We start from the raw sequence: 26,741 nt of genomic DNA, 5'->3' as shown, positions 1-26,741 counted from the left end.
GTGCATAGGCACCTATTTTTTAACAAGAATCGTTGATTTAAGTGTAGATATTAATGAGTTAAGCGTAGAAATTGGTATGGTATTCGAGTTTTTGTAAGTCAAATCGATCACCATTATGGAATTGAATCGATTCGATTTGATGACTCACACTTAATTCCCAGTCTTTTATCTTAATTTGATCAGTCGTACCTTGAATTGAAATGATTTTATCTACGCCAGTGTTTTTAATGAGTAAATCATCGATATTGATATTTTGTCCAAATTTGATAATGTCATTACCGCCTTTTTCTTGAATGAGATCTTGACCGAAGCCAAGTTCAAACTCATAGGTTTCATTGCCTAAACTACCAATGAGCGTATCATTCCCTGTTCCACCATTGAGAAGATTAAACAGTCCACCTTTCGCCTCAAGAGTATCATTTCCAGCGCCCCCAAATAGGCTGTTATTCCCCAGATTACCTGTGATCATGTTATTTTCAGCATTCCCTGTACCACTGATGTTTGCTTGACCACTCAAGATGAGATTTTCAACATTCTTGCTAAGATGGAAGTGTTCTGCCGTACTTAAAACGGTATCGATTCCTTGCTGAGCATGTTCTAGAACAAAATTATGGTTTGAATTCACATAGTAGGTGTCATTGCCACGACCCCCAACCAAAACATTAATACCATCACCGCCATCTAAAATATCATTCCCCAGTCCACCGAATAACAGATCATCACCATTGCCAGCATAAATTTTATCGTGACCCATCCCACCTTTAATGACATCGTTGCCCGCCTTACCATGTAATGTGGTTCCGAAAGGAATAAGAGTGGTAATGATATTGGTCTTGGGATTAAATAAATTAGTAGCAATCGCAACGGAGCCTGCAAAATCACCTGCGTAGGTATAAGCGAGCTGGGTCAAGGTATTGACCAATTGATCTTTAGAAGAAAATCCATGATGGAATAATTCACCATTGATGAATTGGCCTATAAAATTAAGACCTTCGTTAGCAATTTGACTGACCACATCTATTAAACTTGCACCAGCTTTAAAGTTGGCTTTAACCACATCGCCAAATAATTCCAAATACCAAGAAAATGGGCGACTTGCTCCACCATTCAATTTAGACGTATCTACTCCTAAATAGTGATCTAAAAGACCCGCAGGTGTAATACCCGACCAATCTGCCAAAGTACCACCTAAATTATTCAGTGCTTGTGTGGCATCCATATGAACGAGGCCATATTGACCATCAGAGCTAGGTAAATAGCCTATAGGTACGACAATATTTCCTGCTGCGTCTTTGACAACGTTAATGAAGTTGTCTGCTAATGTCTTAATTAGAATGTTGGATGCTTGATAAAAATCTTCATTGCTAAAGTGAATACCTTTTTCAGCCAATGATTTTTCTGTACCTAAACGCACATATTGATAAAGGAAACTCTTTGGATTTGCTGTTGCTACAGCCTCAGCTACTTTTAACCAGTTTCTTGTGCCTTTATCAACAGCATTATTTGATAAAAGATCATTTTTAATCGCGCTATAAATTGGACGCCAGAGATTTTTTACTTGAAGTGATGGCGCTTCAGAAAACTGCTGATACAACTCTTGGACTTGACGGAAAGTATCGTCACTCACCCGATAACTTTTTTGACCACTTAATTCAACTGCATGGAAAGCTTTTGAGAAAGATGATGGTGCTGTTTTATGATTAAAATTTTGCCAATCATGACGAGGAGACACAGGATCGTTCTTAGCGCTTACTTTCAGTCCTTGGCTTAAAGTGATTGAAGTGTCTGATGGTTGATCGGTAACTGCATCATCAATTTGATGAGATGTTTTAAAATTCGTAATTTTCGATAGATGATCAAGCTTTAACTCAGTATTAATCGTCTCACTCTTGAGACGCCTATCATTTAGATTGACCGTTGCACCTAAAGTGCTGCCGACATCACTTAATGTTGATGTGACGGTATCAATGATAGTGTCCGCAAGCGCATGCACAATATCAAAGGGCTTACCCACAAGAGCATTTCCAACTAAAGTCATAGGAGCAACAACGTCGTCAACGGCTGTTTTTATAACATTGGCAACGGTCACTAATCCATTGCCAATCAGTTGAGCAGGAATAGACAGTACTGAGCTAAATTTAAAGTTGGGAAGAAAGTTTAAAGATTTAAAACTGAATAAGGCCATTATTTTTATCTCTTGTTTATTGGTCTCTTCATGATTGTTTTGGTATTTACGAATGACTTTTTATAAATAAAAATTGTTTAAAATTTAAAAGTGATTTTTATCACACTTTACTGGGTAATGAAATTTTTCCCGATAAAATTAACTTTCTCAAAGCCAGTTCACATTCATTGAAAATTGAGAGCCTAGATGCTTTGAATAAAAAATGAATTACTTTCATTGGATTCGATAATAGGCGAAATGACCCTAACTAAGGTGTTGTGGGTGCCATACTGTCTTGTTGCTTAAAATAATCATAATAGTCTTTTTTTTGTTTATACATGGCTTGATCAGCTCGTTTTAACATTTCTTGAACTGATTCATGTTCATAAGTTGATGCATAACCCATGGATAAACTCATGCAATGACCAGAATAGTATTGATTATCAATATTCAGTAATTCTTGAATGGTGAGCAGCGTAGATTGAACTGTCATATCAGTGGCACCTTGCATCAACACGACAAATTCATCACCTCCAATGCGAGAGGCAGTAAAATTTGTTTTGTTAATGGTTCGATTTAAGATATTGCCCATTCTACGTAAAATTTCATCTCCAGCATCATGTCCATAATGATCATTAATGCGTTTTAAGCCATTCATATCGATAAAAATTGCAGAAACTGGACGAACCAGTGAACGTTCTAAACGATTGAGTTCTTCTGTAAAAAATGAACGATTAGAGAGTTTGGTGAGAACATCGTGGCTACCTAAATATTCTAAATAATTTTCAGCCTTTTTACGTGCTGTAATATCGGTTAAAGCCAATTGCACCAGCCCCCAATCATGTTCATAACCTGGGAATACGGTAAATTGCAATAATACATGACGGATGGTGCCGTCTAGAGCATAATTAATGGCTTCTCGGCTGTGATGGATTTTTCCATTCCAAAGCTCGATTAACTGTTCTTTAAACGTCTGATGCATCTCTTTAGAGAAAATTTGCTTTAAACTTTTAAACATCACATCTTTGTCTGATGCTTTAAACAAGTCCAAAGTTGCTTGGTTTACATCCAGTAAAATAATATCTTCAACACATTGGCCTACAAAGTCTTGGTGTACATCAAGAAAAGTTCTAAAGTCTTCAATCCCTATGGATTTAAGGTAATCCATACGACTCTTGACACGGCTAAAATCCTCTACCCACAGAGAAGTGGGTGAGTAATCAAATCGTGCCTCAGCTAAAAGTCGGTTTTTTTCTTCTAAGCGATTGGCATTGATATAGTCTGTAATATTTTCGGTGGTAATTAATAAACGATCCAAGCTCTCTTCAGCACCTGGTAGAATAATCGCTCTTAGCTTTATATCTAAGCGTTTTCCAGACAGTGTGTAATTGACAGCAGTGCTACTGAATTCAGTTTTACCTTCCCAGAGTGCAACTAACTCTACAAGATGAGACTTATACATATCTTGTTGAAAAACAATATCTAAATTTTGAGTTAAATGTTTTAGGCTTTGAGCTTCAAATAATTTTAATGTTTGTTGATTTACTTTTAGAATTTTAATTTTATGTGCGCAGAGCGTTACGCGAGAAAGATCTTTTTCTAGAAATTTTTTTAAGTCAGTTACGCCTTCAGATTTCCAAATATCTAATTGTTTTTTTGTCTCACTATAGTCTTCTAGCCACATTGGAATAGGAGATAGCTCGAAAATTGATGACTCCAACAACTCCATAACCTCATCCTATGTATATTCATTCGTAATTATTTGTATAATATAATATTAAGTATCGTGATTCATAATGTCAAATACTGAATATTTGTTAATTTTGTCGCATTAATTTGAGTGTTGGAAATATCAATTTTACACTTCAATTGAAATTTCAGGATGAGTATTTAATTGGTAATGCTTATGCTTTTCATCATACATCGTCTGATCAGCTCTACGGATTAAATCTTCAATGCTTTCATTAGATTGTATGGTGGAATGTCCAATTGAAACACTGATTGGAAAATTTTCATTTTGATGATTGTCATCAAGAATATATTGATTTAAAAGTTGAACGATGTGTTGTACTTGCGCTTTGCCCGCCTGAGGCATCAAAATTACAAACTCATCACCACCTATTCTGGAAACAGAATACTCCGTATTTACAGTACTCTTAATTAATATTTCACCTAATCGTTCAAGGAGTTGATCACCAGCTCCATGACCAAAACGATCATTGATAGCCTTCAGGCCGTTCACATCTAAATAAATACTAGATATAGGATGAATTGAATTTTTAGCTAAGCGAGAAACTTCTTCATTAAAAAATGTTCGATTATAAAGTTTGGTTAAGATGTCATGCTTACCCAGAAACTCTAAATGACTTTCCATAAATTTGCGTTCTGTAATATCAGTTAAAGCGACTTGAGTCACACGCCAGTCATTTTTGTTTTGTGGGAAAATATTAAATTGCTCGACGACATGAATCGTTTGACCATCCATCGTGTAGTAAGTACATTCATGTTGCTGATCGTAATTTTCATCCCAAAGCTTTAATAATTTTTCAGTAAATGTTTGATGATTATAGATCGAGAAAATTTGATGAATATTGTCTAAGAACTCAGTTTTACTTCTTGCTTTAAATAATTTTAGCGCTGAATGATTAATATCAATAAAGGTAATGTCATCAAAACATTGCTGTAAATATTCAGGATGATCTGTCAAATATTGTTTTAAATCTAAAATATTATTTTGACGTAGCGTGTTAAAGCGCTGTTTTATTTTACTAAAATCATTAATCCACAATGAGGTTGGACTATATGTGAAAATTGACTCGGCATAACGTCTAGCATTTTGATAAGGCGTGATATCTTCAGTTGTTAATAATATCCTTTCCCAAGACTGCTCATAACCAGGAATAATGTTGGCTTTTAATTGGACATCAATTTGCTTGCCAGTACAGGTGTAATTGACAGGAGCAAAAACACAATCGGGTATTTTTTGCCATAAACCTGTAAAAAAATGAACCTGAGGAATTGTAATTTCTTCAAAATGAAATTTTGCAAAATTAGCTAAAATTTCTTCTAAATTCTTGGCTTCATAAAGTTTTAAAGTGCTCTGATTAATACTCAATGTTTTAATCGTGGCTAAACAGGGTAGCATTCGATTTGGATATTCAAGTAAGTAGGATCGAATATCGACGATGCCTTGAGCTGTCCATTGTTCAAAGATTTTTTTGACACCACTATAATCTTGAATCCACATTGGAATTGGAGATAAATCAAATATACGTAGATCCAACTGCTCCATATTTCTACTCAATTTGCTAAGGTGTTAATCAATAATTGAACAAGATTTTGATTAATATAATAGATTTACACCAAGATGAGCAAATAATATCATTTTTAAGCGCGATTATTTTTTAGCACGATGCTCTGCTCTAGGGGCTGCAATCGTTTTCTTGCCATGCCAAACATCAATAAAATCCTGCTCATTAATATTGTAGAGTTCGAGTAATGCCAAAATGACGCCACCGAAGATGATTGATCCATCTGGGTTTTGTTCAAGTTGGATCATTTTAGATTCCAGTTTGTAAAGAATATCTTGAATTTCAAAGACTCTGTCACGACCATTACTGTCAATTGGATACATCGGCGTATTTAAAACTATTGTTGCTAAACTCTTTTCTGCATCGGTTAATGGCAGTTGTTGAATGACGTCATTGGGCTCAGTGTTGAAAATTACATCTTCTGAAATAAACGCGTGTAATAAGTTTTGCGTTAATCGAGGTAGAGTTCTTTCCACAAAAGGTCTAAAACTAGCAGGAAAAATCACATTTTTAGAAATTCCTTTAAACATTGGTGCAATTTCTTCAACTTTATAGCCTGCGACGCCACAACCTAGCGAGGTGATAAAATATTTTATTTTAGGATGGTTTTTGGTATAGATTTTAAAGTCTTCAATATAATGTTGGATTTGAGATAAAGGCATTTGTTGCAAATGTTCGTTCATCGTTGGGATGGCATAACTTTGACCTGACCATCCACGGCCGACACCTTTGATTGCACCAAAGTGGAGTAGTGCAGTTTTTGCAGCTCCTCCTGCATGTGTGCCAGCCAAGTTGCTTCCAAAAACAAATACAGTGTCTTCGGTTAAACTTTTAATGATACTTTCATCATGATATTGATAAGACATATGCGTTCACAAATACAGTCGGTTTAACTTCATGTTGCAGTTGAAAACGGTTAGGGTCAAGCTTATTTATTTGATTCCGAACAATACACCCCCATATTCTTAACGTAGTTCAACAGTAGCTGATTAGAGTTCTGTTAAAATAAAACTTAAATTATTTGTGAGATTGCATTTGTGAGCGATAGCCTTCCTTTTGAATTGGTCACCAATTATAAGCCTGCGGGTGATCAACCTCAGGCCATTGAAAAACTTGTGCAAGGTGTAAAGAAGGGGTATCACGACCAATTGCTTTTGGGTGTTACGGGTTCTGGGAAGACTTACACCATGGCGAATGTCATTCAACAATTACAACGTCCTACCATCGTCATGGCGCATAATAAAACCTTGGCAGCCCAGCTATACGGTGAATTTAAAACATTTTTTCCGAATAATTCTGTCGAATATTTTGTCAGTTATTACGATTATTATCAGCCCGAAGCCTACGTGCCTTCCTCTGATACGTTTATCGAAAAAGATTCTGCCATCAATGATCATATCGACCAAATGCGCTTATCTGCGACACGGGCATTGTTAGAGCGTAAAGACTCTATTATTGTGGCTTCCGTCTCAGCGATTTATGGCTTGGGCGATCCAAATGCCTATATGAATATGTTATTGCATATTGTGGTGGGTGACAGAATCAGCCGTGATGAACTCATACGCCGTTTGGTGGAAATGCAATATACGCGAAATGAATTGGAATTTTTACGCGGGACTTATCGTATAAGAGGCGAAATCCTCGATATTTTCCCTGCAGAGTCAGACCAGAATGCAGTGCGTATTGAGTTGTTTGATGACGAGGTAGATTCTATTCGTTGGTTTGATCCATTAACTGGAAAAATGGTTCGTAAAATTCCTCGGATTACCATTTATCCTAAAAGCCATTACGTAACGCCGAAGAATAATTTAGAGCGTGCGATCGGTACGATTCGAACTGAATTAAAAGAGCGCTTAGCATTCTTTAGAACGAATGATAAGTTACTCGAAGCGCAGCGCATTGAGCAGCGTACCCGTTATGATTTAGAAATGATGCAGCAGCTCGGTTATACCAACGGTATTGAAAACTATTCAAGACATTTATCGGGTCGTCCTTCAGGTGAGGCGCCACCGACGTTATTTGACTATTTACCAGAAGATGCTTTGCTCATTATTGATGAGTCACATGTGACAGTTCCACAAATTGGTGCAATGTATAAAGGTGATCGTTCACGTAAAGAAAACTTGGTTAATTATGGTTTTCGTTTGCCGAGTGCATTAGATAATCGACCAATGCAATTTGAAGAGTGGGAACGAATTATTCCGACTACGATTTTCGTGAGTGCGACACCTGCAAAATATGAACTTGAAAAATCAGTACAAATCGCAGAGCAAGTGGTACGACCTACAGGCTTGATTGATCCTGTCATCGAAATTCGTCCTGTATTAACGCAGGTTGATGATGTGCTTTCGGAAATTAATAATCGCCGTGAAAAAAATGAACGTGTCTTGGTGACTACGCTAACCAAACGTATGGCGGAAGACTTAACGTCATATCTAAAGGAATATGGAATTAAAGTTGCTTACTTACACTCAGACATTGATACCGTTGAGCGTGTGAAGATTATCCATGATCTTCGTACGGGTATTTATGATGCCATTATCGGTATTAACTTGCTGCGTGAAGGTTTAGACATGCCCGAGGTTTCTTTGGTCGCGATTTTGGATGCAGATAAAGAAGGTTTTTTACGTTCAGAAAGATCTTTGATCCAGACGATAGGTCGCGCAGCTCGAAATATCAATGGTAAGGCAATTTTGTATGCGGACCGTATTACTGATTCAATGCAAAGAGCGATCAGTGAAACTGATCGTCGTCGAACCAAGCAAATTCAATTTAACTTAGAGCATGGCATTACCCCTCGTTCGACCGTTAGACAAGCGGTTAAAGAATTTGATACAGGTGAAGATTTAACTGATGATCAGATTGAAGGTCAGATCGTCGATCAAAGTAAAGCTTTAAGTGCTGATGAGCTTCATATTTTGTCAAATCCTAAACTATTGTCGAAGCATTTATCAAAACTTGAAAAGGGAATGATTAAGGCGTCGAAAGAACTTCAATTTGAAGAAGCAGCTCGCTTGCGAGATGAAATTGTTCGCCTGAAAGCACAAATGCTGCAATAGTATTCTAAAAATAATGCTTCAAAATCATTACATAACGGCAACAGTTCTCAATTTTGTTTGCCGTTACTTTATTTATTGTTCGATACTTTTAAGCATAAACATAAAGGGGTTCTATAATGACGATTAAAAATCTCCCAAAAGCGAGCTTTAGGGTGAGTAAAATTGCATTGGGTGGCGCACTGCTCATCGGTTTGGGTGCTGCGACGATGGTGTATGCGAAAGATAAACCTTTAAAAACAGTCGATAAAGTAGAATTAGATCGGTATTTGGGTGTTTGGTATGAAGTCGCACGAAAACCACTTTCCTTTCAAAATAAATGTGATCGTAATGTAACTGCTACTTATACCTTGAATGAAAATGGCAACGTAAATGTAGACAATAAATGTGTCATGAAAGATGGTACCTTAACTCAATCTTTAGGCGAAGCATATATTCAAAATTCGCCGTTTAATACGAAATTGAAAGTCAGTTTTTTACCGAGTGCAATTCGCTGGTTGCCATTTGGTCGGGGTGATTACTGGATCTTGAAAATAGATGAAGATTATCAAACTGTATTGGTGGGCGAGCCAGACCGAAAGTATATGTGGGTACTGTCTAGAACAAATCAGCCCAATGAAAAAGTGGTCAAAGAGTATCTAGATTATGCAAAATCAGTGGGTTATGATTTAGGAGATGTCATTAATACCAAACAAACCACTGAATAACAGAGATGAGAGTTGTAAAAGCCATGTTTTCATGGCTTTTTTTATGGAAGTGATAAGCCGAAAATGCTTTTTATAAAACATCATTAAAGCCTAATCGGTATAATGCCTTTTCGACTGATGTTGGAATATAAAATGTATAAAGGTGTTGCATTATCTGTTTTAGCATCAGTGACTTTTGGTGTGTTGTATTTTTTCACCCATTTTTTAAAGCCGCTGGATAGTGAGCAAACGTTTGCTTGGCGGATGCTGTCCACATTGCCATTTTTGACGTTATTTATGTGGTGGTCAGGTGATTTAAAATATATCACTGCAATTTTTAAGCGAATAATACAGAAACCAAGTCTTTTTATTTGGTTGCTCATCAGCTCCTTTTTATGTACGACGCAGCTTTGGTTGTTTTTGTGGGGACCTATTAATGGGCGTGGACTAGAGGTTTCATTGGGGTATTTTTTACTTCCTCTCGTTATGGTTTTATTCGGTTGTGTTTTATACAAAGAAAAGCTGAGCTACTGGCAGATGGCGGCAGTTCTATTTGCAGTTATTGGGGTAGGGCATGAAATTTGGCGTATAGGTGCAATTGCTTGGGAAACTGCCTATGTCGCGGTTGCTTATCCAATTTATTTTTTTCTAAGACGTAAGTTTCAAACAGATCATTTAGGCGGATTTTGGTGGGATCTATGTATCATTTTACCCATTGCTGTCTATTTGGCTCTGCTGCATAGTGATTCAATATCGTTGATTATTGATTTTCCTCATCTTATTTTAGCTATTATTGGACTTGGTTTCTTGAGTGCACTGGGGCTGGGGAGTTATATTCTTGCGAGTCGATATTTACCATTTGTGATTTTTGGTTTACTCAGTTATTTGGAACCGATATTGTTGGCCTTTGCATCTATGGCCTTGGGTGAGCGTGTAGAAGGCGCGGAGTGGTTTACTTATATTCCAATTTGGATTGCTGTTTTATTATTAATCATTGAAGGTGTTATTTATCTGGTTAAAGAGAAAAACAAACGTGCAGAACTTCAAATCAAAGCTGAAAAAATTAAAAAATTGATTGAAAAGAATGAATGATTACTAGACCTCTTTCATAAGTCACTTTTACTCAATTCCATGTTGTAAATTCCAGCAATTAAATTGAATCTTAAGCCGAGTCTTTTTCCTCTATTTCTGTAACGTTCAGCAAGTATTTTAAAATGCTTCAGCGCACCAAAAACATGTTCAACAAGGATTCTTCTTTTATTGATTTCTCGATTGTACTTTTTAAGTTCAGGATCTAATGTACAGCCTTTTTTTGCTTTCAACGGAAGCAAACTGTTTGCGTAAATATTATGAATACCCTGATAGCCTTTATCCGCTAATACAAATGAATGCTTAGGAATTAAATTTAAGTTTCTTTTGAATAACTCAAAATCATGCACCGCACCTTTACACATACATAAACTGAGTATTTCTCGTGTTTTAGCATGAATAATCGCTTGTACTTTAAAGGTATGTGTCTTTTTCTTACCGCTATAGCTTTTCTTCTGTTTTTTTGGGCCGTTGAATGGGTATTTCTGTTGCATCGATGATGACAACATTCCAATCAATGCCTTCACCTTGAGGCAAATCCTTCGGTAAATTAAAAAGATTAGACTGGATTAAGCAGTCTTCAACATGCCGAACAATTCTTGAAGCCGTCGGCTCTGAAACACCATAACTGGTCGCAACATGAAATAAGGTTCGATATTCACGCCAATAGCTTAGACTCAAAAGAACTTGATCTTCTAAGCTTAATTTAGCGGGTCTACCCGTAGTTGGTAAATGCTTTTTCAATTGCTCAACCATTAAATAAAAAGTTGAGTATGAGATGCCTGTATAACGCTTAAACTGCGGGTCAGAAAGCTTTTTAGAGTCGATATATTTCATACTGAAATTATGCATCAATTTCACAAAGTTAAGGGTACATATAATCATCAAAAAGATGACTGTTTTTTGAGTTATGAAAGAGATCTACTAATTTATATTTTACAGATGAATTTATTTTACAGATGAGTTTATAAAGCAGGTTTTGAATTGAGCTCAATAACTGCATTACTGTAAATGAGAAATCAATAAAAGTTATAGAGAGAGTTTTATAATGGATTAAGGTCGGTGTGATCAGCTTATTCTTAATTAGTGTTAAGGTGTAAGCATTAATAGTTTTAGAAAATGATGTTATTTATTTTTTGAATTTTATAATGTATCAAAGACTTAAGTTTGATTTAAGTGCATTAAAGACCGATAGCGTAAAAATAAGCTGAGTTTTGATTTCAACTCTCAGCTAATTCCATTACAATTATCGGGTTTAAAAATTTACGCCTAGATATATAAACTAGAGGAAGTATCTGTGAGCAAAGACACTATCGTTGCCCTACATGCAGAGCACCAAGGTCGCTGGAAAAACCGCGAAGAACTTGCGGAACGTATGATTGCCTTATTGGGTCAATTATATCGTGAAAAAAACATTGTGGCTTCAGTTTATGGTCGCTCTTTAATTAACCGTTCAGTAATTCAAATTCTGAAAGCTCACCGTCGTACTCGTATGATGGATGTAGAACTTTCAGTTGTTCATACTTTCCCAATCTTAGAAGCATTGGCTAAAGTTGAGAACATTGGTTCTGCTGAAGTTGATTTAGGCAAGCTAGCTGTTGAATTTAAAGAAAAAGGCGGCGATATCAATGCATTTGTTGCAAACGCTGTTCAGTCTTTAGAAGGTAACGCGACTTCTGTAGAACATAAAGATGTTGTTCTTTACGGTTTTGGTCGTATTGGTCGTATTCTTGCTCGTTTAATCATTGGTCAATCTGGTCTTGGTCGTGGTTTAAACTTGAAAGCAATCGTCGTTCGTAAATCATCTGAAGGTGATTTAGAAAAACGCGCATCATTGCTACGCCGTGACTCAATTCATGGCCCATTTGCAGGTACGATTTCTGTAGATGAAGAAAATGAAGCGATTATTGCAAATGGTCAATTCATTAAAGTAATTTATGCATCAAGCCCAGCCGAAGTTGATTATACAGCGTATGGTATTAACAATGCTTTAGTTATTGATAATACGGGTAAATGGCGTGATGCTGAAGGTCTTGCACAACACCTTAAATGCCCAGGCGCTGCGCGTGTTGTTCTAACTGCACCTGGTAAAGGTGAGATGAAGAACGTTGTATTTGGTGTGAACCAAACAGATATTTTAGATGAAGATACGATTATCTCTGCTGCAAGTTGCACCACAAATGCAATTACACCAACACTGAAAGTTTTACATGACAAATATACAGTGTTGAATGGTCACGTTGAAACAGTTCACTCATTCACAAATGATCAGAACTTAATTGATAACTACCATAAAGCAGATCGTCGCGGTCGTGCTGCAACGTTAAATATGGTGATTACTGAAACAGGTGCTGCTAAAGCTGTTGCTAAAGCGCTTCCTGCACTTCAAGGTAAATTGACAGGTAACTCTGTTCGTGTACCTACACCAAACGTTTCATTGGCTATTCTTAACTTAACGTTAGATAAAGAAGTTGATCGCGAAGAAGTGAACGAATATATTCGTCAAATTTCAATCAGCTCAAGCCTTCAAGGTCAAATTGGTTATACCAACTCTACTGAGGTTGTATCTTCTGACTTTATTGGTTCTCGTACAGCGGGTGTATTTGATGCACAAGCAACGATCACTTCTGGTAACCGCTTAACTGCATATGTTTGGTATGACAATGAAGTGGGTTATAGTTGCCAAGTATTACGTATCGCTGAGCAAATGGGTGGCGTAAGCTATCCAAAAGTTCCTGCTGAAACGACTGCATAACGGTTCAAATTATGTAAAAGCGCTTCTGATGAAGCGCTTTTTTTTGCCTAATAGTTAACAAATATCTCTCAAATGGTTATATTAGTTTGAATAATTAAGTGATTTAATATTCATTCATATTGGCTTTTATCAGTTGATGTGAATAAACAGTTATAAAAATAATAGTGGATAAGGATCGTTAAATTGCAACTCAAACATGTCGTCATTGGATTGACTTTTATTGTCATCGCTACTGTGTGTGGTGTCTTACTCGCGATCTGGGTTTTCAAACATTTCAATATCTATATTCCTTTGGAAGATCAAAAGGTCAATATTGATCTTCAAGAACCCTTGCAAGCCAAAGTTCAAATTCATGATGCTTTAGATGTTGATGTGACGGGAAGAATTAATACTGAGATTCCGATTAATGAGGTTCTCGATATTCCGCTTACACAAACTTTAACTCCGCGGGTTTATTTTGATAGTCAGGTGCCGATTCAAACCACTATTCCTGTACGCGAAACATTGATTGTAAATCAGGATATGCCTGTAGATACAACAGTAAAAATTAAAGTTTTGGGCAGGGATATTACATTACCGTTGAAAGGGGTTATTCCGATTAAGTTGAATGTTCCTATTCAGATGGATGTACCACTGAAACAAGATATTCACTTAAAATTTGATGCGCCGATCAAAACGGTATTAAAAGAAAATTTACGTATCCCTTTAAATACATCTCTGAAAGCCAATATTCCGATTCAAGGGCATCTAAATGTCCCGATTAAGACAGCGCTAGATGCGTCAGTTGATGTTCAAAATACGTTGCCAGTTAAAATTAAAAAGGGTGAATTGGTTATTCCGCTCAATAGTGTTCAATTAAAGCGTGAACAAGAGGAATTGTCAGAAAGTAGTTTTGCAGAAAGCAGTCATATTGAACAAGATTCAAAGTCGAATAATGTGAAGAAAAATACAGCTTCCAAGCAGGTTAGTGAATGAAAGTTTATTATTCATTAAAATGGTTTTTGATGAGTTTTTTTCTGATCGTTATTTTGGTGGCGATACTTTTTTGGTTATATCTCAATGTCGTGGCCTCAATGCAGGTATCTGCACAACAAGCAGATATTCAACTTTCGCATTCATTACCGACCAAAATTGAGGTAGGTAATTTTTTAGAAGCACAAGCCATAGGGGTCTTAGACACTCAAATTGACGTGAATGAAAATCTAGAATTACCTCTGACTGGAAAATATCTGGCTAACTTGACCTTCAGTGTTGAAGTGCCTGTTGAGGTTTCAGTGGATTACAAAACAGAGGTGATAATCGATCAACTAATGCCACTGAGTGCCACTACTGATCTGGTTTATCAAAAGAAATGGTTGCCCAAGTTTCCTTTAAATATAGACATTCCAGTCAAATTGAAAGTGCCTTTTCATTTGAAGGAAACGTATCGTGTACCAATTAAAATAAATTTTAATGGTCCAGTCGATTTGGCTTTCAATGAAAAAGTTAATTTGAATGTCGTACATCAATTTAAACCGCGACTTAATTTGAAAGACCCAATTACCTTAGAAAAGATCGCGACTTTTAAAGCAACGATGTACAACAGTGAGCGGGATACTAAGGCTAACTTAGATATGAAGATGAATCTACCAATCAAAAATATTCATCCTTAAGATACAAGCTGAATGCATCATCAGCTTGTATCTTAAATTCCACAGTTGCTAAAATAAATGTTTAGAAAATCAACCTTAAAATGTAAATCTTAAAACGTAAATTTTAAAACATAAATCCTAAAACATGAAACTCGTATCTATGAACATTAGAACAAAGCTCTTAGTGATTTAATAACTGCTGAATAGCCAATTCAATTGGTGTGGATTGACGACCAATTAATTGTTCAAGATCCTTACTATCGCTGTACATTGCGCCTTGTTCAGCTTGAATGTCGGCATCTACAATCACCTCGACTAAACCTGCTGGTAAACCTGCATCATTCAACGCTTTTGTGTAATCAGCTGGACTGATATTTTGATATTTCACATCTTTACCTGATGCATTTGCAATATAAGACGCGAGGTCAGTTAGTGTGAAACTATTCGAGCCAGTGAGTTCGTAAATTTTATTTTCATGACCTTGAGTGATTAAGACTTTAGCCGCAGCTTCAGCATAATCATGACGTGAAGCAGAACTGATTTTACCGTTGTTCGCTGAACCATATAAAGTTCCAGTTTCAGCAGTGTGTGCAATACTTGCTAAATAGTTTTCGCTATACCAGTTATTACGTAAAAAAGTATAGGCTAAACCACTATGTTTAATGAGTGCTTCAGTTTCACGATGTTCTTCTGCTAATCCTAATGGTGAGGTGTCAGCGTGGAGTAGGCTGGTATAGGCAATAAATTTTACGCCCGCCTTTTGTGCTGCTTCAATCACCGCTTTATGTTGTGGGGTGCGGCGGCCAATTTCATTGGCAGAAATGAGTAAAACTTTATCGATGCCTTGTAATGCAGGAATTAAAGTTTCGGGTTGATCATAATCAAAATGACGAAGTTCGATTCCTTTTTCTTTTAAATAAGCTGCTTTATATTCATGACGAACCAATGCGACAATACTTGATGGATTTATTTCTTTTAATAAAGCCTCAATTACGAATTGTCCGAGTTGACCTGTAGCGCCAGTAATTGCAATTTTCATTTTTAATACCTATTTGATTGTTTAATTTGTATACTTACCAAACGCATCTTATTATATAGACTTACAAAAAGTAAGTACGTACCTAAAGGTAAGTTTTATTATTTTAGAATTAAATTAATATTTTAATTTGGAGTGTTGATGAATAGTCGATATGCAAATAGCGAGTTGTTAGGACAGGTACTTTCAAATGAATGTCCTTCTCGTGAAATTTTAGAACACCTGACCACCAAGTGGTCTGTATTGGTATTGCGTTGCTTAAGCGAAGGGGTGCATCGATTTAGTGAGCTGAAGCAGCGTATTGAAGGCGTCAGTGAAAAAATGCTTTCACAGACTTTAAAGACACTTGAAGGCGACGGTTTTGTTATTCGAACGGTTTATCCTGTGGTCCCGCCAAAAGTTGAATATCAACTCACGCTCATGGGTTCACAAGCAGCGCATCAAATGGTGGCGCTCGTGGGTTGGATTGAAAAGAATTTGCCAGAAATTTTAGAAAATAAACAAACTTTAGAAAAATAATCCTGAGCTGATCGTCCGTTTGATCCGCTTCATTGATGTGGATTTGATGCCTAGGCGAGAGGATTGATATAAATTCACACGATTATTTGGAAATGATGAGATATATTTAGCATAAGCTGAATAATACTATTCGAGAAATTCTTCAAAATATGGCATAATATGCGGTTTTAAAGTATTTAGAGGATTGGCAGCATGCGCTTTGTTGATGAAGCAGTCATTACCGTAGAGGCTGGCGACGGTGGCAATGGCGTAGCCAGTTTTCGCCGTGAAAAATTCGTACCATTTGGTGGTCCTGATGGTGGTGATGGTGGCCGTGGCGGTAACGTATATGTTGAAGCAGATGAGAACACCAGTACACTGGTAGATTACCGTTATACACGTCGATTCCGTGCTGAACGTGCTAAAAATGGACGTGGTGCAAACTGTGCAGGTCGTGGCGGTGATGACACAATCTTGTTAGTTCCTGTAGGTACAACGATTGTAGATACAGAGTCTGGCGATATTATCGGGGATTTAATTGAAGCAGGTCAGCGCGTTAAAGTGGCTGCTGGTGGTGAAGGTGGTCTAGGTAATACCCATTTCAAATCATCGACCAATCGTGCTCCGCGTAAGTGCACAACCGGTACTAAAGGTGAATACCGAGAAATTCGCTTAGAGTTGAAAGTACTTGCTGATGTCGGCTTGTTGGGTATGCCAAACGCAGGTAAGTCTACCTTTATTCGTGCGGTCTCTGCAGCAAAACCAAAAGTAGCTGATTATCCATTTACAACTATGGTGCCTAACCTTGGTGTTGTCGATGCGGATAGTCATCGTTCATTTGTGATGGCAGATGTTCCAGGATTAATTGAAGGTGCTTCTGACGGCGCTGGTCTTGGTATTCGTTTCCTTAAACATTTGGCACGTACTCGTATTCTCTTGCACATTGTAGATGTACAACCGATTGACGGTTCAGATCCAGCTTATAATGCGAAAGCAATTGTTGAAGAATTAAGAAAATTCTCACCAACATTGTCTAAACTTCCGATTGTATTGGTGTTGAATAAAGTAGATCAATTACAAGATTCGACTCGTGATGAGTGGTGTCAGCATATTCTTGATGAAATTCAGTGGGATGGTCCAGTATTCAAAACTTCAGGTTTAATGTCTGAAGGAACAAAAGATGTTGTTTATTATTTGATGGATCAAATCGAGCAACAGCTTGAACGTGAAAATGAAGATCCTGAATACGCAGCAGAGATGAAAGCATTCCGTGATCAGCTCGAAGCTGAAACACGTGAACAAACCATTGCAGCGAAAGAAGCTTATCGTGAAATGCGCCGTAAACAACGCCTTGAAGGGTTGTTGGGTGATGACGATGAAGATGAAGACGGTGATGATGGCGATATGGAAGTGTTATACGTACGTTAAGCTCTTGAAAAAGAGTTACTGAGGACAAGATGATAGAAGTGGTAGATGGGCAGCGGCAGCTTAAGGCTTGCAAAAGAATCGTTGTTAAAATCGGATCATCTTTACTCACAGCAAATGGAAAAGGTTTGGATTTAAATGCAATTTCGCATTGGGCGAAACAAATTGCAGATTTATACCAAGCAGGACATGAAATTATATTAGTGTCTTCTGGTGCTGTGGCTGAAGGTATGGTTCGCATGAAACTTGAGCATCGACCCACCGATCTACCCAGTCTTCAGGCGTGTGCAGCTATTGGACAAATGGGCTTAATCCATACATGGTCAAGTGTATTAGAAAAGCATCAAATTCAAACTGCGCAAGTACTGTTAACACATGACGATCTCGCTGATCGTCGTCGTTATTTAAATTCCTGCGATGCGCTGCAAAATCTGATTGATTGGAAGGTAATTCCAGTCATCAATGAGAATGATACCGTGTCTACGGATGAAATTCGCTTTGGTGATAATGACACTTTAGCTGCAATGGTTGCAGGTCAAGTACATGCGGATTTACTCATTATTTTGACAGATCAAGAAGGCATGTTTGATTCTGATCCTCGCTCAAACCCCAACGCTAAATTATTTTCGACTGTTCGCGCTTTAGATGAAAGTCTATTTGATATGGCGGGTGGTGGTGGAAAGTTCGGGCGTGGGGGGATGCTGACCAAAGTTCGAGCTGCTCGTTTAGCTGCAAAATCAGGTTGTCCAACACTGATCGCCAGTGGAGAAAGTGACCATGTACTTGCTCGCTTGATGTCTGGTGAAATGCTGGGAACCTTGTTCATTACCGATAATGATCGCATCACTGCACACCAGCAATGGTTGGCAGCACACCTTCAAACAGCTGGGCGATTGGTTATTGATGATGGCGCAGTTAAGGCAATCAAAGATAATCATCGTAGTTTATTGCCAGTTGGTGTGAAAGAAGTTCAAGGTCATTTTGAACGTGGTGATGTGGTTGAATGTGTTGATACTCAAGGTGGTCGAGTTGCTGTAGGGCGTGTGAACTTTAGTTCGCGCTCAGCAGAAATCGTCAAAGGCTTATCTTCTGACAAAGTACATCAAGTTTTAGGTGAGGCACGATCGTTGGAAATGATTCATCGCAACCATATGGCGATATATTAGCAAATACACACCATAACAAAACATAATATTAAGGCTTGATTCTGCAAGGGATTGAGCCTTTTTTGTGTGTTTATTGAACATGCAATAGTTTTAGTATGAGATTAAAGATGAAGTGCAAATGCGAGGTGCCTGTATAACGCTTAAACTGCGGGTCAGAAAGCTTTTTTGAGTCGATATATTTCATACTAAAATTATGCATCAATTTCACAAAGTTAAGGGTACATATAATCACCAAAAAGATGACTGTTTTTTGAGTTATGAAAGAGATCTATTGATAATAAATAGATCATTAACATAAAGTGATTGTTTTATATCATAATATAATTTATTAATTTTTATATTTAATTCTAGATAGTTAAATGGATCAATCGGTTGTGAAATCTATCGCCCTTAGATAGATGCAAAATAAGATCTGCTTTATCTAAAATTATAAATAGCTAATTATATGATTTTTAATGTAATTAGCTATATTATTGAATGATTAGATTATAGCAATAGGTCAAAAAAAGATGCTTGACAAAGAGCAGAGTAAAATTAAAGAATTTATTAGGAATAAAAAATTATCACATCTTTCGTTTTTAGATGATGTTTGGTCAACTTCTGACAATAAGGATTATATTGGCTTTTATTATTTTATTTTGCATCTAAAAGACGAGAATAATAAGCATGTTTTTGATGAAATTATCAATCGGGAAGGATCTTTATCAAAGGCTTACTTGTACTTAGGGAATATTGCCAGAGATATTTTTACTGATATTGAGTTGAAATATATTTCTTTGGAGTTTTTCAGCAAGGCTGTTAAGGAAGATGACCAAAACTCTGAGGCTTATTTTCAGCTTTATTACTATACGCGCAGTCTAAAGTATTTAGTTGAACTTCTTAAAGTTGAATTTAAAAAAAATAATATTAATGAACATATAATGCAAGTAAGTCAAACTTTTAGTGCGATTGGTATGGATAAGTTGTCGAAGGAGGATCTACTTTTTTTAAAAGAAATATATACGCTTCCCGACTTACCAGAAGATACAAAGAAACAGAATATACTTGCCTCGCTTTATTTTTATCTTGATGAATCTGATTTAGGTAGAGAAATTATTGTAAGTTCAGATGAACTAGATTTTGAGATTATAAAGAAATATTTAGACGGAGGTTTAATTGATTTAGATCTAGCTTTGTCAAAAGTTAGCTTTTATAACAGAGAAAGGTTGTTATCAGGAGATCATAAAAGAATTTATGAAATTTATAAAGAAGAAGCAAAAAAGAGTAAAACTAACCCAATAAAGGATGTATTAATTCATAAAGCTTTCTTAGCTGATGAATTTATGGATGTCATAACATACTATCAAGAAGCAACGGACATATTTAATAAACTAAAACCATCCTTGCATTACCTACTGAGTCAAATTGCACTTAAGCAAGAAATTGACAAGAATATTTATGAATATATCAAAGAAGACTTATATTTATCAGTATTTAATCATTCTGATAAAGAGATAGATGCTCTTAATTTAATATTGATATTCAAATTGCATTGTATAAATATAGAAAAAAATTATTCAGATAATAAAGTAGGTTTTTCACTAAAAATCAGCCGTCCCTATAAAAAAGCATTAGAAATTTTAGATAAACCTGAAATAGTGGGACACAACTTATATGACGATTTAAAACAACAACTTTTATCTTTGCGAGAAAAAAATACTCTTAATAGAGGCAGCCTTGCACTAGATCAGTTCAAAAATTTTCAACCAGAATTTATTACAAATTATTCAGATTTAAACGAATACTGTAATACATACATTAAAGTTGAAAAATACGATGATGTGATCGCTACCATTCTTCATTTTCATAAGAAAAATCCCCCTTCGATGAATACCATGAATTGTCTTGGTGTTTGCTATGAACATAAAAAAGACTATGAAAATGCGGTTATTCATTATAAGAATTCTTTAGATATCATGCATTCTTCAAAGGAAATAAATTTTCAGATTATCCAAAACTATTTATATTGTTATAGGACACTTCCTTTTGAGAAACTTCCTATTGAGAAACTTCTTATTGAGGAGTTCGAAAAACTAAAACATGAATATAATCTATGTTTAGTGAGTGATTTTAAATGGGATTATTCATGGTCAGGTGGCTCCAAAACTTTATTTAAATACTCACCTTTTAATATCAACATAATTGATTCACTATCTAACCAATATTTTTATCTACCAAGTAAAAAACAGCTAAATGATCCTATTGAATTGCCTGATTTAACGAAGATTCGTGCCAATACCTTTATTTATCAAAACTACTATATTTGTTCCTTTTCTAAGAATGAAAATTCAATGCTTATGTGGTCACACTATGCTGAACAACACAAAGGAATTATGGTCGAATATTGGTTTGCTGGGGAAATGCCTAATAGTGTGGGGATAGGTCCAGTAAACTATTCTACTGATCAAAAAAGACTTAAGGAAAAAGATAATTATGTCTTTAATCAGTTTTTATTAACCAAAAATAAAGACTGGGATTATGAGAATGAAGTTAGGATATTTTCTTTTTTAGAAAATAAAGTCGGATTCACAAGATCTAACTACTTGAATCTTGATCGAAGTAAAATTAATGCAAGGGTTAAAAGCATTACTTTGGGATTGCAATTTCCAGAGGATAAAAAGAAATTGATAGGCAATATTGTGCAGTCTTTAAACAGTAAACTCTCACCAGATGATCCAGAGATTTTAGTTCGCCAAGCCTTCATTTGTGAAAATAATAATTTCGCCCTTATTTATAAAGATATTACGCTTAGTTAAAAACTTGGTGGTGTTTCAAAAGTTTGAGAACTTAATAAATTTGACTCATCCCATTAAGGTGAATAAATTATACCAATTGAAATATACTATTTCGGTGCGCACGATAGTGTGCACACTTATTTGCGTACGAATCGTAAGTGATGAAAGAAACTTTTACGAGAAAGTCATAAAATGAATAATAAGACAAGTATCACGTTCTCAAAATTGAGGAGGGGTAAATAAGTAATCAGTTTACCTATACTTTGATTAGTTTTTATTTTTGGTTACTTGGTTTAAGGGCATAAAGAAGGGGTGTAAGCATTGTTTAGAGGTTAAATGGGAGGTTAAGGGTTAAATTCTTTTTTATTAATTAAATTAAAAAAATATCTTATAGTGTATATATATCGCAATCATATGGCGATTTCTTAAAACTGTTAAAAAAAAGCTCGCTTATGCGAGCTTTTTTTGTACTTCGATCTGAGGGAGAGGGTATTGTTCCCCGACCATATAGGTGTGATCTGCCAGTGAGAACATTGCAAGATCTTCTTTAGAGTTTCCGTAGGCATAAACTAAATTATAATGATCTAAATCATATTTTTCTAAAATACGAATTTTTTTTTGTTCAGAACTACAGTCTGGCGTCGCAAATAAACCTGTGAATTTATCATCCTGAATTTCAGCTTCTGTACAAATTAAATCGACATCAAGTAACTGTGCAATATCATTCAGATAAATGTTGATGGATGCGGAGACTATCACCACATCGTCATTATTGTTTTGATGCTTAATAAGTTGCTGATAAAGATCAGGAGATAAGCTTTTACGGAGTTGATGTGAATACTCAAGCGCTAAATCTAGAATCTCAGTTGAAGACATGTAAGAAAACATGGCTTTAAACAGCTTGATGCGCATTGCATCTGGTGGATAGATTTTAAGATAATAGGCTTGAATCCAAGGGAGTAACTTAATACCTTGTTTAACTATATGCCGTTTAGACAAAGCATAAAAAATAAACCCTGTGAAACTGTCTTTCGTGCACAGTGTTCCATCAAAGTCGAATAAAGCTAAATTTTTATGCGTTTCGCTTTTTGCATACATGTTTCATAACGTCCATTTACACGTGTGGCAAACCAATTGGTGTTGTAATCTCGGCTAAGTTTAGGACCAGAAATGATGACTTCAGGCATGATGGCATAGAATGACTTCTTTCCGATTTTTGTTTCATAAAGATCAATCACAGCTTTGTAGGTTTGGGTTTTCTCAAACTTCGCCTCTTTTTCACTTTTTAAATCTGAACGAATTTGTCTCGGCGTAATTAAAACGTTATTTGAAGCAAATACATTAATTAACTCACGTTCTGATTCACTTTTTTCGGCGCGTATTCCACCATTTTTATTATACAGCAGTAAGTCACCATCCAAACTTAATTCAGCGGCTGTTAAATCATTTAACATACTTTGGAATGCAGCGTTTCGGCTCGAATACATACCTGAATTATAATCCGCAAATCTATAAATCGATTTATCGTATTGGGCTGGATACATCATTAAACGATGTATTCCATAATATAATCCACCATATTGGCTATATAAGTCTGTTCTGAGTGCAGCAATATTGCCACTCTGACGTTTATGATCTTTTGCATAGCTAATATGCACCTGCATTGAACCCAATGTGGTGATTGGATTTAATTTTTCACCAATATCTTGACCAATAATTTTTGCTGCACCTGTAAGTGCGCTCACATGATAGTGTTTAGACATATGCGCAAATATTTCACGATAAAGCTCATCTAACTGACGCTCTGTAGAGACTTTGCGCATTTGTTTTAAATAGTTGTCTTCAGGCGTAGGCTGGTTACGTAAAACTTGTTGGAAATATTCAGCTACAGTGCCACCAATACTTTCGCCAAGCTTATCTTTAAACTTCTCATCAAATCGATCTTCTACTTCTTTAACCGCTTTAATGCCTAAGCCGGGGACGTGAGGGTCTGCAACAAAATTAGACTCCTGATCTACCACAGCGATGATTGAGCAAATATTTTCTTTGGTCTGCGGAATGCGAAGTTCATCAGTAATAGAATAGATATCCTCAGCCCAGGACTTACGATCTTTTACACGCGTTGGAATGATTGTGCTGATTTGCTTCGCATCTAATTTTTTTTCATCATCATTCCACCATGAAATATCATCACAAGCACTGATGCATAAACTAAGTGCAGCTATAGTGCTCGCTTTAAAAATAAAATTTGGGTGAAAACTTTTTTTCATAGAGTAGAAACGCGTTTAGAGAAGAGTGGGTCGAGAACAATAGCCGGAGTATACTATGCTGCTCGAAAATAATATTAATATATATGTACATTGCTCAGCTTGAGCAGTCAAATTTTTCATTTTTTGTTTGAATTATATGTTTAAAGTGTAGTTGTGCTGAATTGGTTTCTCCATGTGTTGGAGTCGCATATAGAGTAAACGATTCATTGATCATAAATTATATTTTAATATCTACAAAGAATTCGTTTTTGTCATACATTTTGAATATAAAAGACAAAATTGAAGCATAGAAATTGAAGCATAGAAATTGAAGCTAAAAATTTTCACACAATAAAAATGCCCAGATAAATAGATGAGCTGTGCCAATAGGATGAAGTATACTGTGGCAGTCGTAAATTGTATGAATATATATGTATATCGGTCCGTACCAACTCTCCAATAATTTAATTGTTGCACCGATGGCGGGTGTAACAGATCGCCCATTCAGAACGCTATGTAAGTATTTTGGTGCTGGACATGCAGTCAGTGAAATGATGACTTCAGATCAAACCTTACGGATGAGCAAAAAAAGCTTATATCGGGCAAATTTTGATGGTGAGCTTGCGCCTATTTCTGCACAGATCGCAGGTTCAGACCCTTTTGAGATGGCAACAGCTGCCCAATACCAAGTTGCCAATGGCGCACAAATTGTTGATATCAATATGGGCTGTCCTGCAAAAAAAGTCTGCAATAAATTGGCAGGCTCAGCTTTACTACAAGATGAAGATCTGGTTGCCAGAATTTTAGATAAAGTGGTTGAAGCTGTAGATGTGCCTGTAACCTTAAAAACACGACTGGGTTATTTAAATGGTCACGAGAATATCTTACGCGTTGCTAAACGTGCAGAGCAGGCAGGAATTGCCGCTTTGGCGCTGCATGGCAGAACGCGCGAAGATATGTATTTAAATACTGCTCGATATCAATTAATTAAAGAAGTTAAACAAAGCATTGCTATTCCTGTGATTGCTAATGGGGATATCGACAGTCCTGAAAAAGCAAAATATGTATTGGATTATACTGGGGCAGATGCGGTGATGATTGGGCGCGCCGCTCAAGGACGTCCATGGATTTTTAGAGAAATTGCTCATTATTTAGAGCATGGTGAGCATTTGGATGCACCATCTATTCAAGAAGTTAAGGATGTCTTAATTGGACATTTGTCAGAGCTGTATGAGTTTTATGGTGAATATTCTGGATGTCGGATTGCAAGAAAGCACATTGCTTGGTACACCAAAGGTCTGCGCTCAAGTAATGAGTTTAGACAGAGTATGTACAAAGTAGAAAGCACTGTGGATCAAGCAAAAGTCGTTGAACAATATTTTAATTTACTGCTTGATCAAGGGTATTCGATGAGTGATGTACAGGCCGAGCAGTTGATTACTGATGAGACTTAAAGCGTTTTAAAATTTTGAGAGCATTAAATCTTTGAGACGATTGAAATTTTAAGAGCGTTAATATTTAAAGACACTAAAGACTAAAATCATCGATTATTTTCACCGATTAAGATTTCAGAACTGAATACAGTATCGGTCGTGGATTCCTGTTCAATTGTCATAGAATCTAAAGAATTGTCACTATTGACTTTTGCAGGATCAGTTACTTCAAGGGACTGATCCTTTTTATTGGCTTGATAATGAGAATAGCTGTCAGCAGTGAAGCCTAATGCAGCCAAAACAAGTAAAACAATACCCATACCAAAACTCAACAAAAAATTACATTTCATTGTATGTGTTTTTATTGAGCTTGAATATAGGGTTTTAAAATTTAGTTAGTCATATTGATTCATTTCTAAAATCAATTGGTTCATTAAATCGGTAGCTTCTAATGCTCTGATTTGCGCTACATTGCTTCCAGCCCAAAATGCACCAAATTCATGATGACCATTTTCTACTGCAGCGGCATTTAATTTTTTGCCTATATCATAAGCGTATGGATAGGGTGCAACATTTGGACGGCTGGGTAAATCGATCTCTTTCGCCCAATCATTGATTATGCCACGCGCCGGGCGCCCAGAAATACTCGAGGTAATTTGGGTCAGTGGCTTTTGAAAAAGCATATGACGATATGCTGCATTGGCACTAGAGGTTTTACATTGAACAAATGCAGTGCCTAATTGTACGCCTGATGCACCTAAATTGATGAGGTATTGCGCTTGGAAGCCATTCATAATACCGCCAGCCGCAACGATCGGAATTGTGCAATTGGCAGATATTAGTTTAACCAAATCTGCAGTTTTTATAGCACTATCAAAATTCTCATTAAAAATACCTCGATGACCACCTGCTTCTATACCTTGTGCGACAATAATATCTACACCAGCAGCCTCAATCGCTTTTGCTTCGGCTAAATTGGTCGCAGACACAAGTGTGACAATACCTGCTTCTTTTAAAGCTTTGAGCTGTTGAGGATGCGGTATACCAAAATGAAAACTCGCAGCATGAGGTTTAGTTTCAAGGATGATATTTAAGTAATCATCATTGTCTAAAAAACTGTTGTAAATACACGTTAAGTCGGCAGGTGGATTTTTGCCTAATTTTTCAAATTGCGGTTGTAAATATTCAATCCATTGTTGATTGCGAGAGGAGTCAATTGGTGTGGATTGATGGCAGAAAAAATTAACCTGAAATGGTCTATCTGTTAATTTTTGTGTTTCCAAAATTTGTTCTTTTGCTGAAGCAGGAGTTGCGGCACCCAAACCTAACGCGCCTAAACCACCTCGATTAGACACTTCTGCAGCAAGCGCTGCTGTAGAAACACCTGCCATAGGTGCAAGTAAAATAGGATGTTGTATCGCAAGTTTTTCGATTAAAGACATATCTTGACTCCTTGATATAACTTGAA

At 36.4% G+C, this 26,741-nt stretch carries 22 protein-coding genes; 11 read left to right on the top strand and 11 right to left on the bottom strand.

The features are described 5' to 3' along the window. Window positions 1–58: 58 nt before the first annotated feature. The 4 genes from V5M36_RS09580 to V5M36_RS09565 all read right to left on the bottom strand — a co-directional run bounded on the left by V5M36_RS09580 (window position 59) and on the right by V5M36_RS09565 (window position 6,341). Window positions 59–2,185 (bottom strand): calcium-binding protein, encoded by a 2,127-nt coding sequence (locus V5M36_RS09580; protein ID WP_338558333.1) that lies wholly within the window; start codon window positions 2,183–2,185, stop codon window positions 59–61. Window positions 2,186–2,432: 247 nt separating this feature from the next. Beyond that, entirely contained in the window at window positions 2,433–3,893 is a 1,461-nt protein-coding gene (locus V5M36_RS09575; RefSeq protein ID WP_338558331.1) for a sensor domain-containing diguanylate cyclase, read from the bottom strand. Between the two features lie 129 nt (window positions 3,894–4,022). Beyond that, on the bottom strand, window positions 4,023–5,456 hold the full coding sequence (locus V5M36_RS09570) for a GGDEF domain-containing protein (protein WP_338558328.1): 1,434 nt from the start codon (window positions 5,454–5,456) through the stop codon (window positions 4,023–4,025). Between the two features lie 105 nt (window positions 5,457–5,561). Next, window positions 5,562–6,341, bottom strand: a complete 780-nt coding sequence (locus V5M36_RS09565) for an A1S_2505 family phage non-structural protein (protein WP_338558326.1) — start codon at window positions 6,339–6,341, stop codon at window positions 5,562–5,564. A gap of 171 nt (window positions 6,342–6,512) precedes the next feature. Between V5M36_RS09565 and uvrB the strand changes: the two genes are divergently transcribed. The 3 genes from uvrB (at window position 6,513) to rarD (ending at window position 10,309) form a co-directional block, all read left to right on the top strand. Further along, window positions 6,513–8,534: an excinuclease ABC subunit UvrB gene (gene uvrB / locus V5M36_RS09560; RefSeq protein WP_338558324.1), complete on the top strand. Its 2,022-nt coding sequence runs from the start codon at window positions 6,513–6,515 to the stop codon at window positions 8,532–8,534. A 116-nt stretch (window positions 8,535–8,650) separates the two neighbouring features. After that, window positions 8,651–9,238, top strand: coding sequence for a lipocalin family protein (locus tag V5M36_RS09555; protein WP_338558322.1), 588 nt, complete (start codon window positions 8,651–8,653; stop codon window positions 9,236–9,238). Window positions 9,239–9,370: 132 nt separating this feature from the next. Beyond that, window positions 9,371–10,309, top strand: coding sequence for an EamA family transporter RarD (rarD, locus tag V5M36_RS09550; RefSeq protein WP_338558320.1), 939 nt, complete (start codon window positions 9,371–9,373; stop codon window positions 10,307–10,309). 14 nt (window positions 10,310–10,323) lie between these two features. Here rarD and V5M36_RS16095 read toward each other — a convergent pair whose 3' ends face one another. Then, the gene (locus V5M36_RS16095) at window positions 10,324–10,800 is read right to left on the bottom strand and encodes a transposase family protein (RefSeq protein ID WP_445206268.1); all 477 of its coding nucleotides are present in this window, start codon (window positions 10,798–10,800) and stop codon (window positions 10,324–10,326) included. Next, window positions 10,748–11,143, bottom strand: coding sequence for a transposase family protein (locus V5M36_RS16090; RefSeq protein WP_445206267.1), 396 nt, complete (start codon window positions 11,141–11,143; stop codon window positions 10,748–10,750). Before V5M36_RS16090 ends, V5M36_RS16095 begins: the two co-directional genes overlap by 53 nt. 460 nt (window positions 11,144–11,603) lie before the next feature. Here V5M36_RS16090 and V5M36_RS09540 point away from each other — a divergent pair, with 460 nt between their 5' ends. From V5M36_RS09540 to V5M36_RS09530, 3 genes are all read left to right on the top strand, one after another. Beyond that, window positions 11,604–13,061 (top strand): glyceraldehyde-3-phosphate dehydrogenase, encoded by a 1,458-nt coding sequence (locus V5M36_RS09540; RefSeq protein WP_338558316.1) that lies wholly within the window; start codon window positions 11,604–11,606, stop codon window positions 13,059–13,061. A gap of 183 nt (window positions 13,062–13,244) precedes the next feature. Next, window positions 13,245–14,036, top strand: a complete 792-nt coding sequence (locus V5M36_RS09535; RefSeq protein ID WP_338558314.1) for an MFS transporter — start codon at window positions 13,245–13,247, stop codon at window positions 14,034–14,036. Then, the gene (locus V5M36_RS09530; protein ID WP_338558312.1) at window positions 14,033–14,713 is read left to right on the top strand and encodes a hypothetical protein; all 681 of its coding nucleotides are present in this window, start codon (window positions 14,033–14,035) and stop codon (window positions 14,711–14,713) included. Before V5M36_RS09535 ends, V5M36_RS09530 begins: the two co-directional genes overlap by 4 nt. Before the next feature lie 160 nt (window positions 14,714–14,873). Here V5M36_RS09530 and V5M36_RS09525 read toward each other — a convergent pair whose 3' ends face one another. Further along, entirely contained in the window at window positions 14,874–15,731 is an 858-nt protein-coding gene (locus tag V5M36_RS09525; protein ID WP_338558310.1) for an SDR family oxidoreductase, read from the bottom strand. Window positions 15,732–15,869: 138 nt separating this feature from the next. On the opposite strand from V5M36_RS09525, the gene V5M36_RS09520 reads away from it, so the two are divergent. The 4 genes from V5M36_RS09520 (at window position 15,870) to V5M36_RS09505 (ending at window position 21,612) form a co-directional block, all read left to right on the top strand. After that, on the top strand, window positions 15,870–16,247 hold the full coding sequence (locus tag V5M36_RS09520; RefSeq protein ID WP_338558307.1) for a winged helix-turn-helix transcriptional regulator: 378 nt from the start codon (window positions 15,870–15,872) through the stop codon (window positions 16,245–16,247). 192 nt (window positions 16,248–16,439) lie between these two features. Continuing rightward, window positions 16,440–17,654, top strand: coding sequence for an Obg family GTPase CgtA (gene cgtA, locus V5M36_RS09515; protein WP_338558305.1), 1,215 nt, complete (start codon window positions 16,440–16,442; stop codon window positions 17,652–17,654). 29 nt (window positions 17,655–17,683) lie between these two features. After that, window positions 17,684–18,817, top strand: coding sequence for a glutamate 5-kinase (gene proB / locus V5M36_RS09510; RefSeq protein ID WP_338558303.1), 1,134 nt, complete (start codon window positions 17,684–17,686; stop codon window positions 18,815–18,817). A 509-nt stretch (window positions 18,818–19,326) separates the two neighbouring features. Beyond that, window positions 19,327–21,612: a DUF2971 domain-containing protein gene (locus V5M36_RS09505; protein ID WP_338558301.1), complete on the top strand. Its 2,286-nt coding sequence runs from the start codon at window positions 19,327–19,329 to the stop codon at window positions 21,610–21,612. A 429-nt stretch (window positions 21,613–22,041) separates the two neighbouring features. On the opposite strand, the gene V5M36_RS09500 is transcribed toward V5M36_RS09505, so the two are convergent. Together V5M36_RS09500 and V5M36_RS09495 are read right to left on the bottom strand one after the other, a co-directional pair. Then, window positions 22,042–22,689, bottom strand: a complete 648-nt coding sequence (locus V5M36_RS09500) for an HAD-IB family phosphatase (RefSeq protein WP_338558299.1) — start codon at window positions 22,687–22,689, stop codon at window positions 22,042–22,044. Further along, window positions 22,656–23,861 carry a DUF1615 family protein gene (locus V5M36_RS09495; protein WP_338558297.1) on the bottom strand — a complete coding sequence of 402 codons (1,206 nt, stop codon included), beginning with the start codon at window positions 23,859–23,861 and terminating at the stop codon, window positions 22,656–22,658. Before V5M36_RS09495 ends, V5M36_RS09500 begins: the two co-directional genes overlap by 34 nt. Before the next feature lie 410 nt (window positions 23,862–24,271). On the opposite strand from V5M36_RS09495, the gene dusB reads away from it, so the two are divergent. Beyond that, entirely contained in the window at window positions 24,272–25,294 is a 1,023-nt protein-coding gene (gene dusB / locus V5M36_RS09490) for a tRNA dihydrouridine synthase DusB (RefSeq protein WP_338558295.1), read from the top strand. Between the two features lie 86 nt (window positions 25,295–25,380). On the opposite strand, the gene V5M36_RS09485 is transcribed toward dusB, so the two are convergent. Then, entirely contained in the window at window positions 25,381–25,623 is a 243-nt protein-coding gene (locus V5M36_RS09485; protein WP_338558293.1) for a hypothetical protein, read from the bottom strand. A gap of 45 nt (window positions 25,624–25,668) precedes the next feature. Continuing rightward, a complete protein-coding gene (locus tag V5M36_RS09480) occupies window positions 25,669–26,715 on the bottom strand; it encodes an NAD(P)H-dependent flavin oxidoreductase (protein WP_338558291.1) in 1,047 nt (348 codons plus the stop codon). Window positions 26,716–26,741: the final 26 nt, after the last annotated feature.

The organism is Acinetobacter sp. KS-LM10 (genome assembly GCF_036896575.1).
Classification (GTDB): domain Bacteria; phylum Pseudomonadota; class Gammaproteobacteria; order Pseudomonadales; family Moraxellaceae; genus Acinetobacter; species Acinetobacter avistercoris.
The sequence above is the reverse complement of the archived record's forward strand: the minus strand, read 5'-3'. Positions and strand labels throughout refer to the sequence as shown.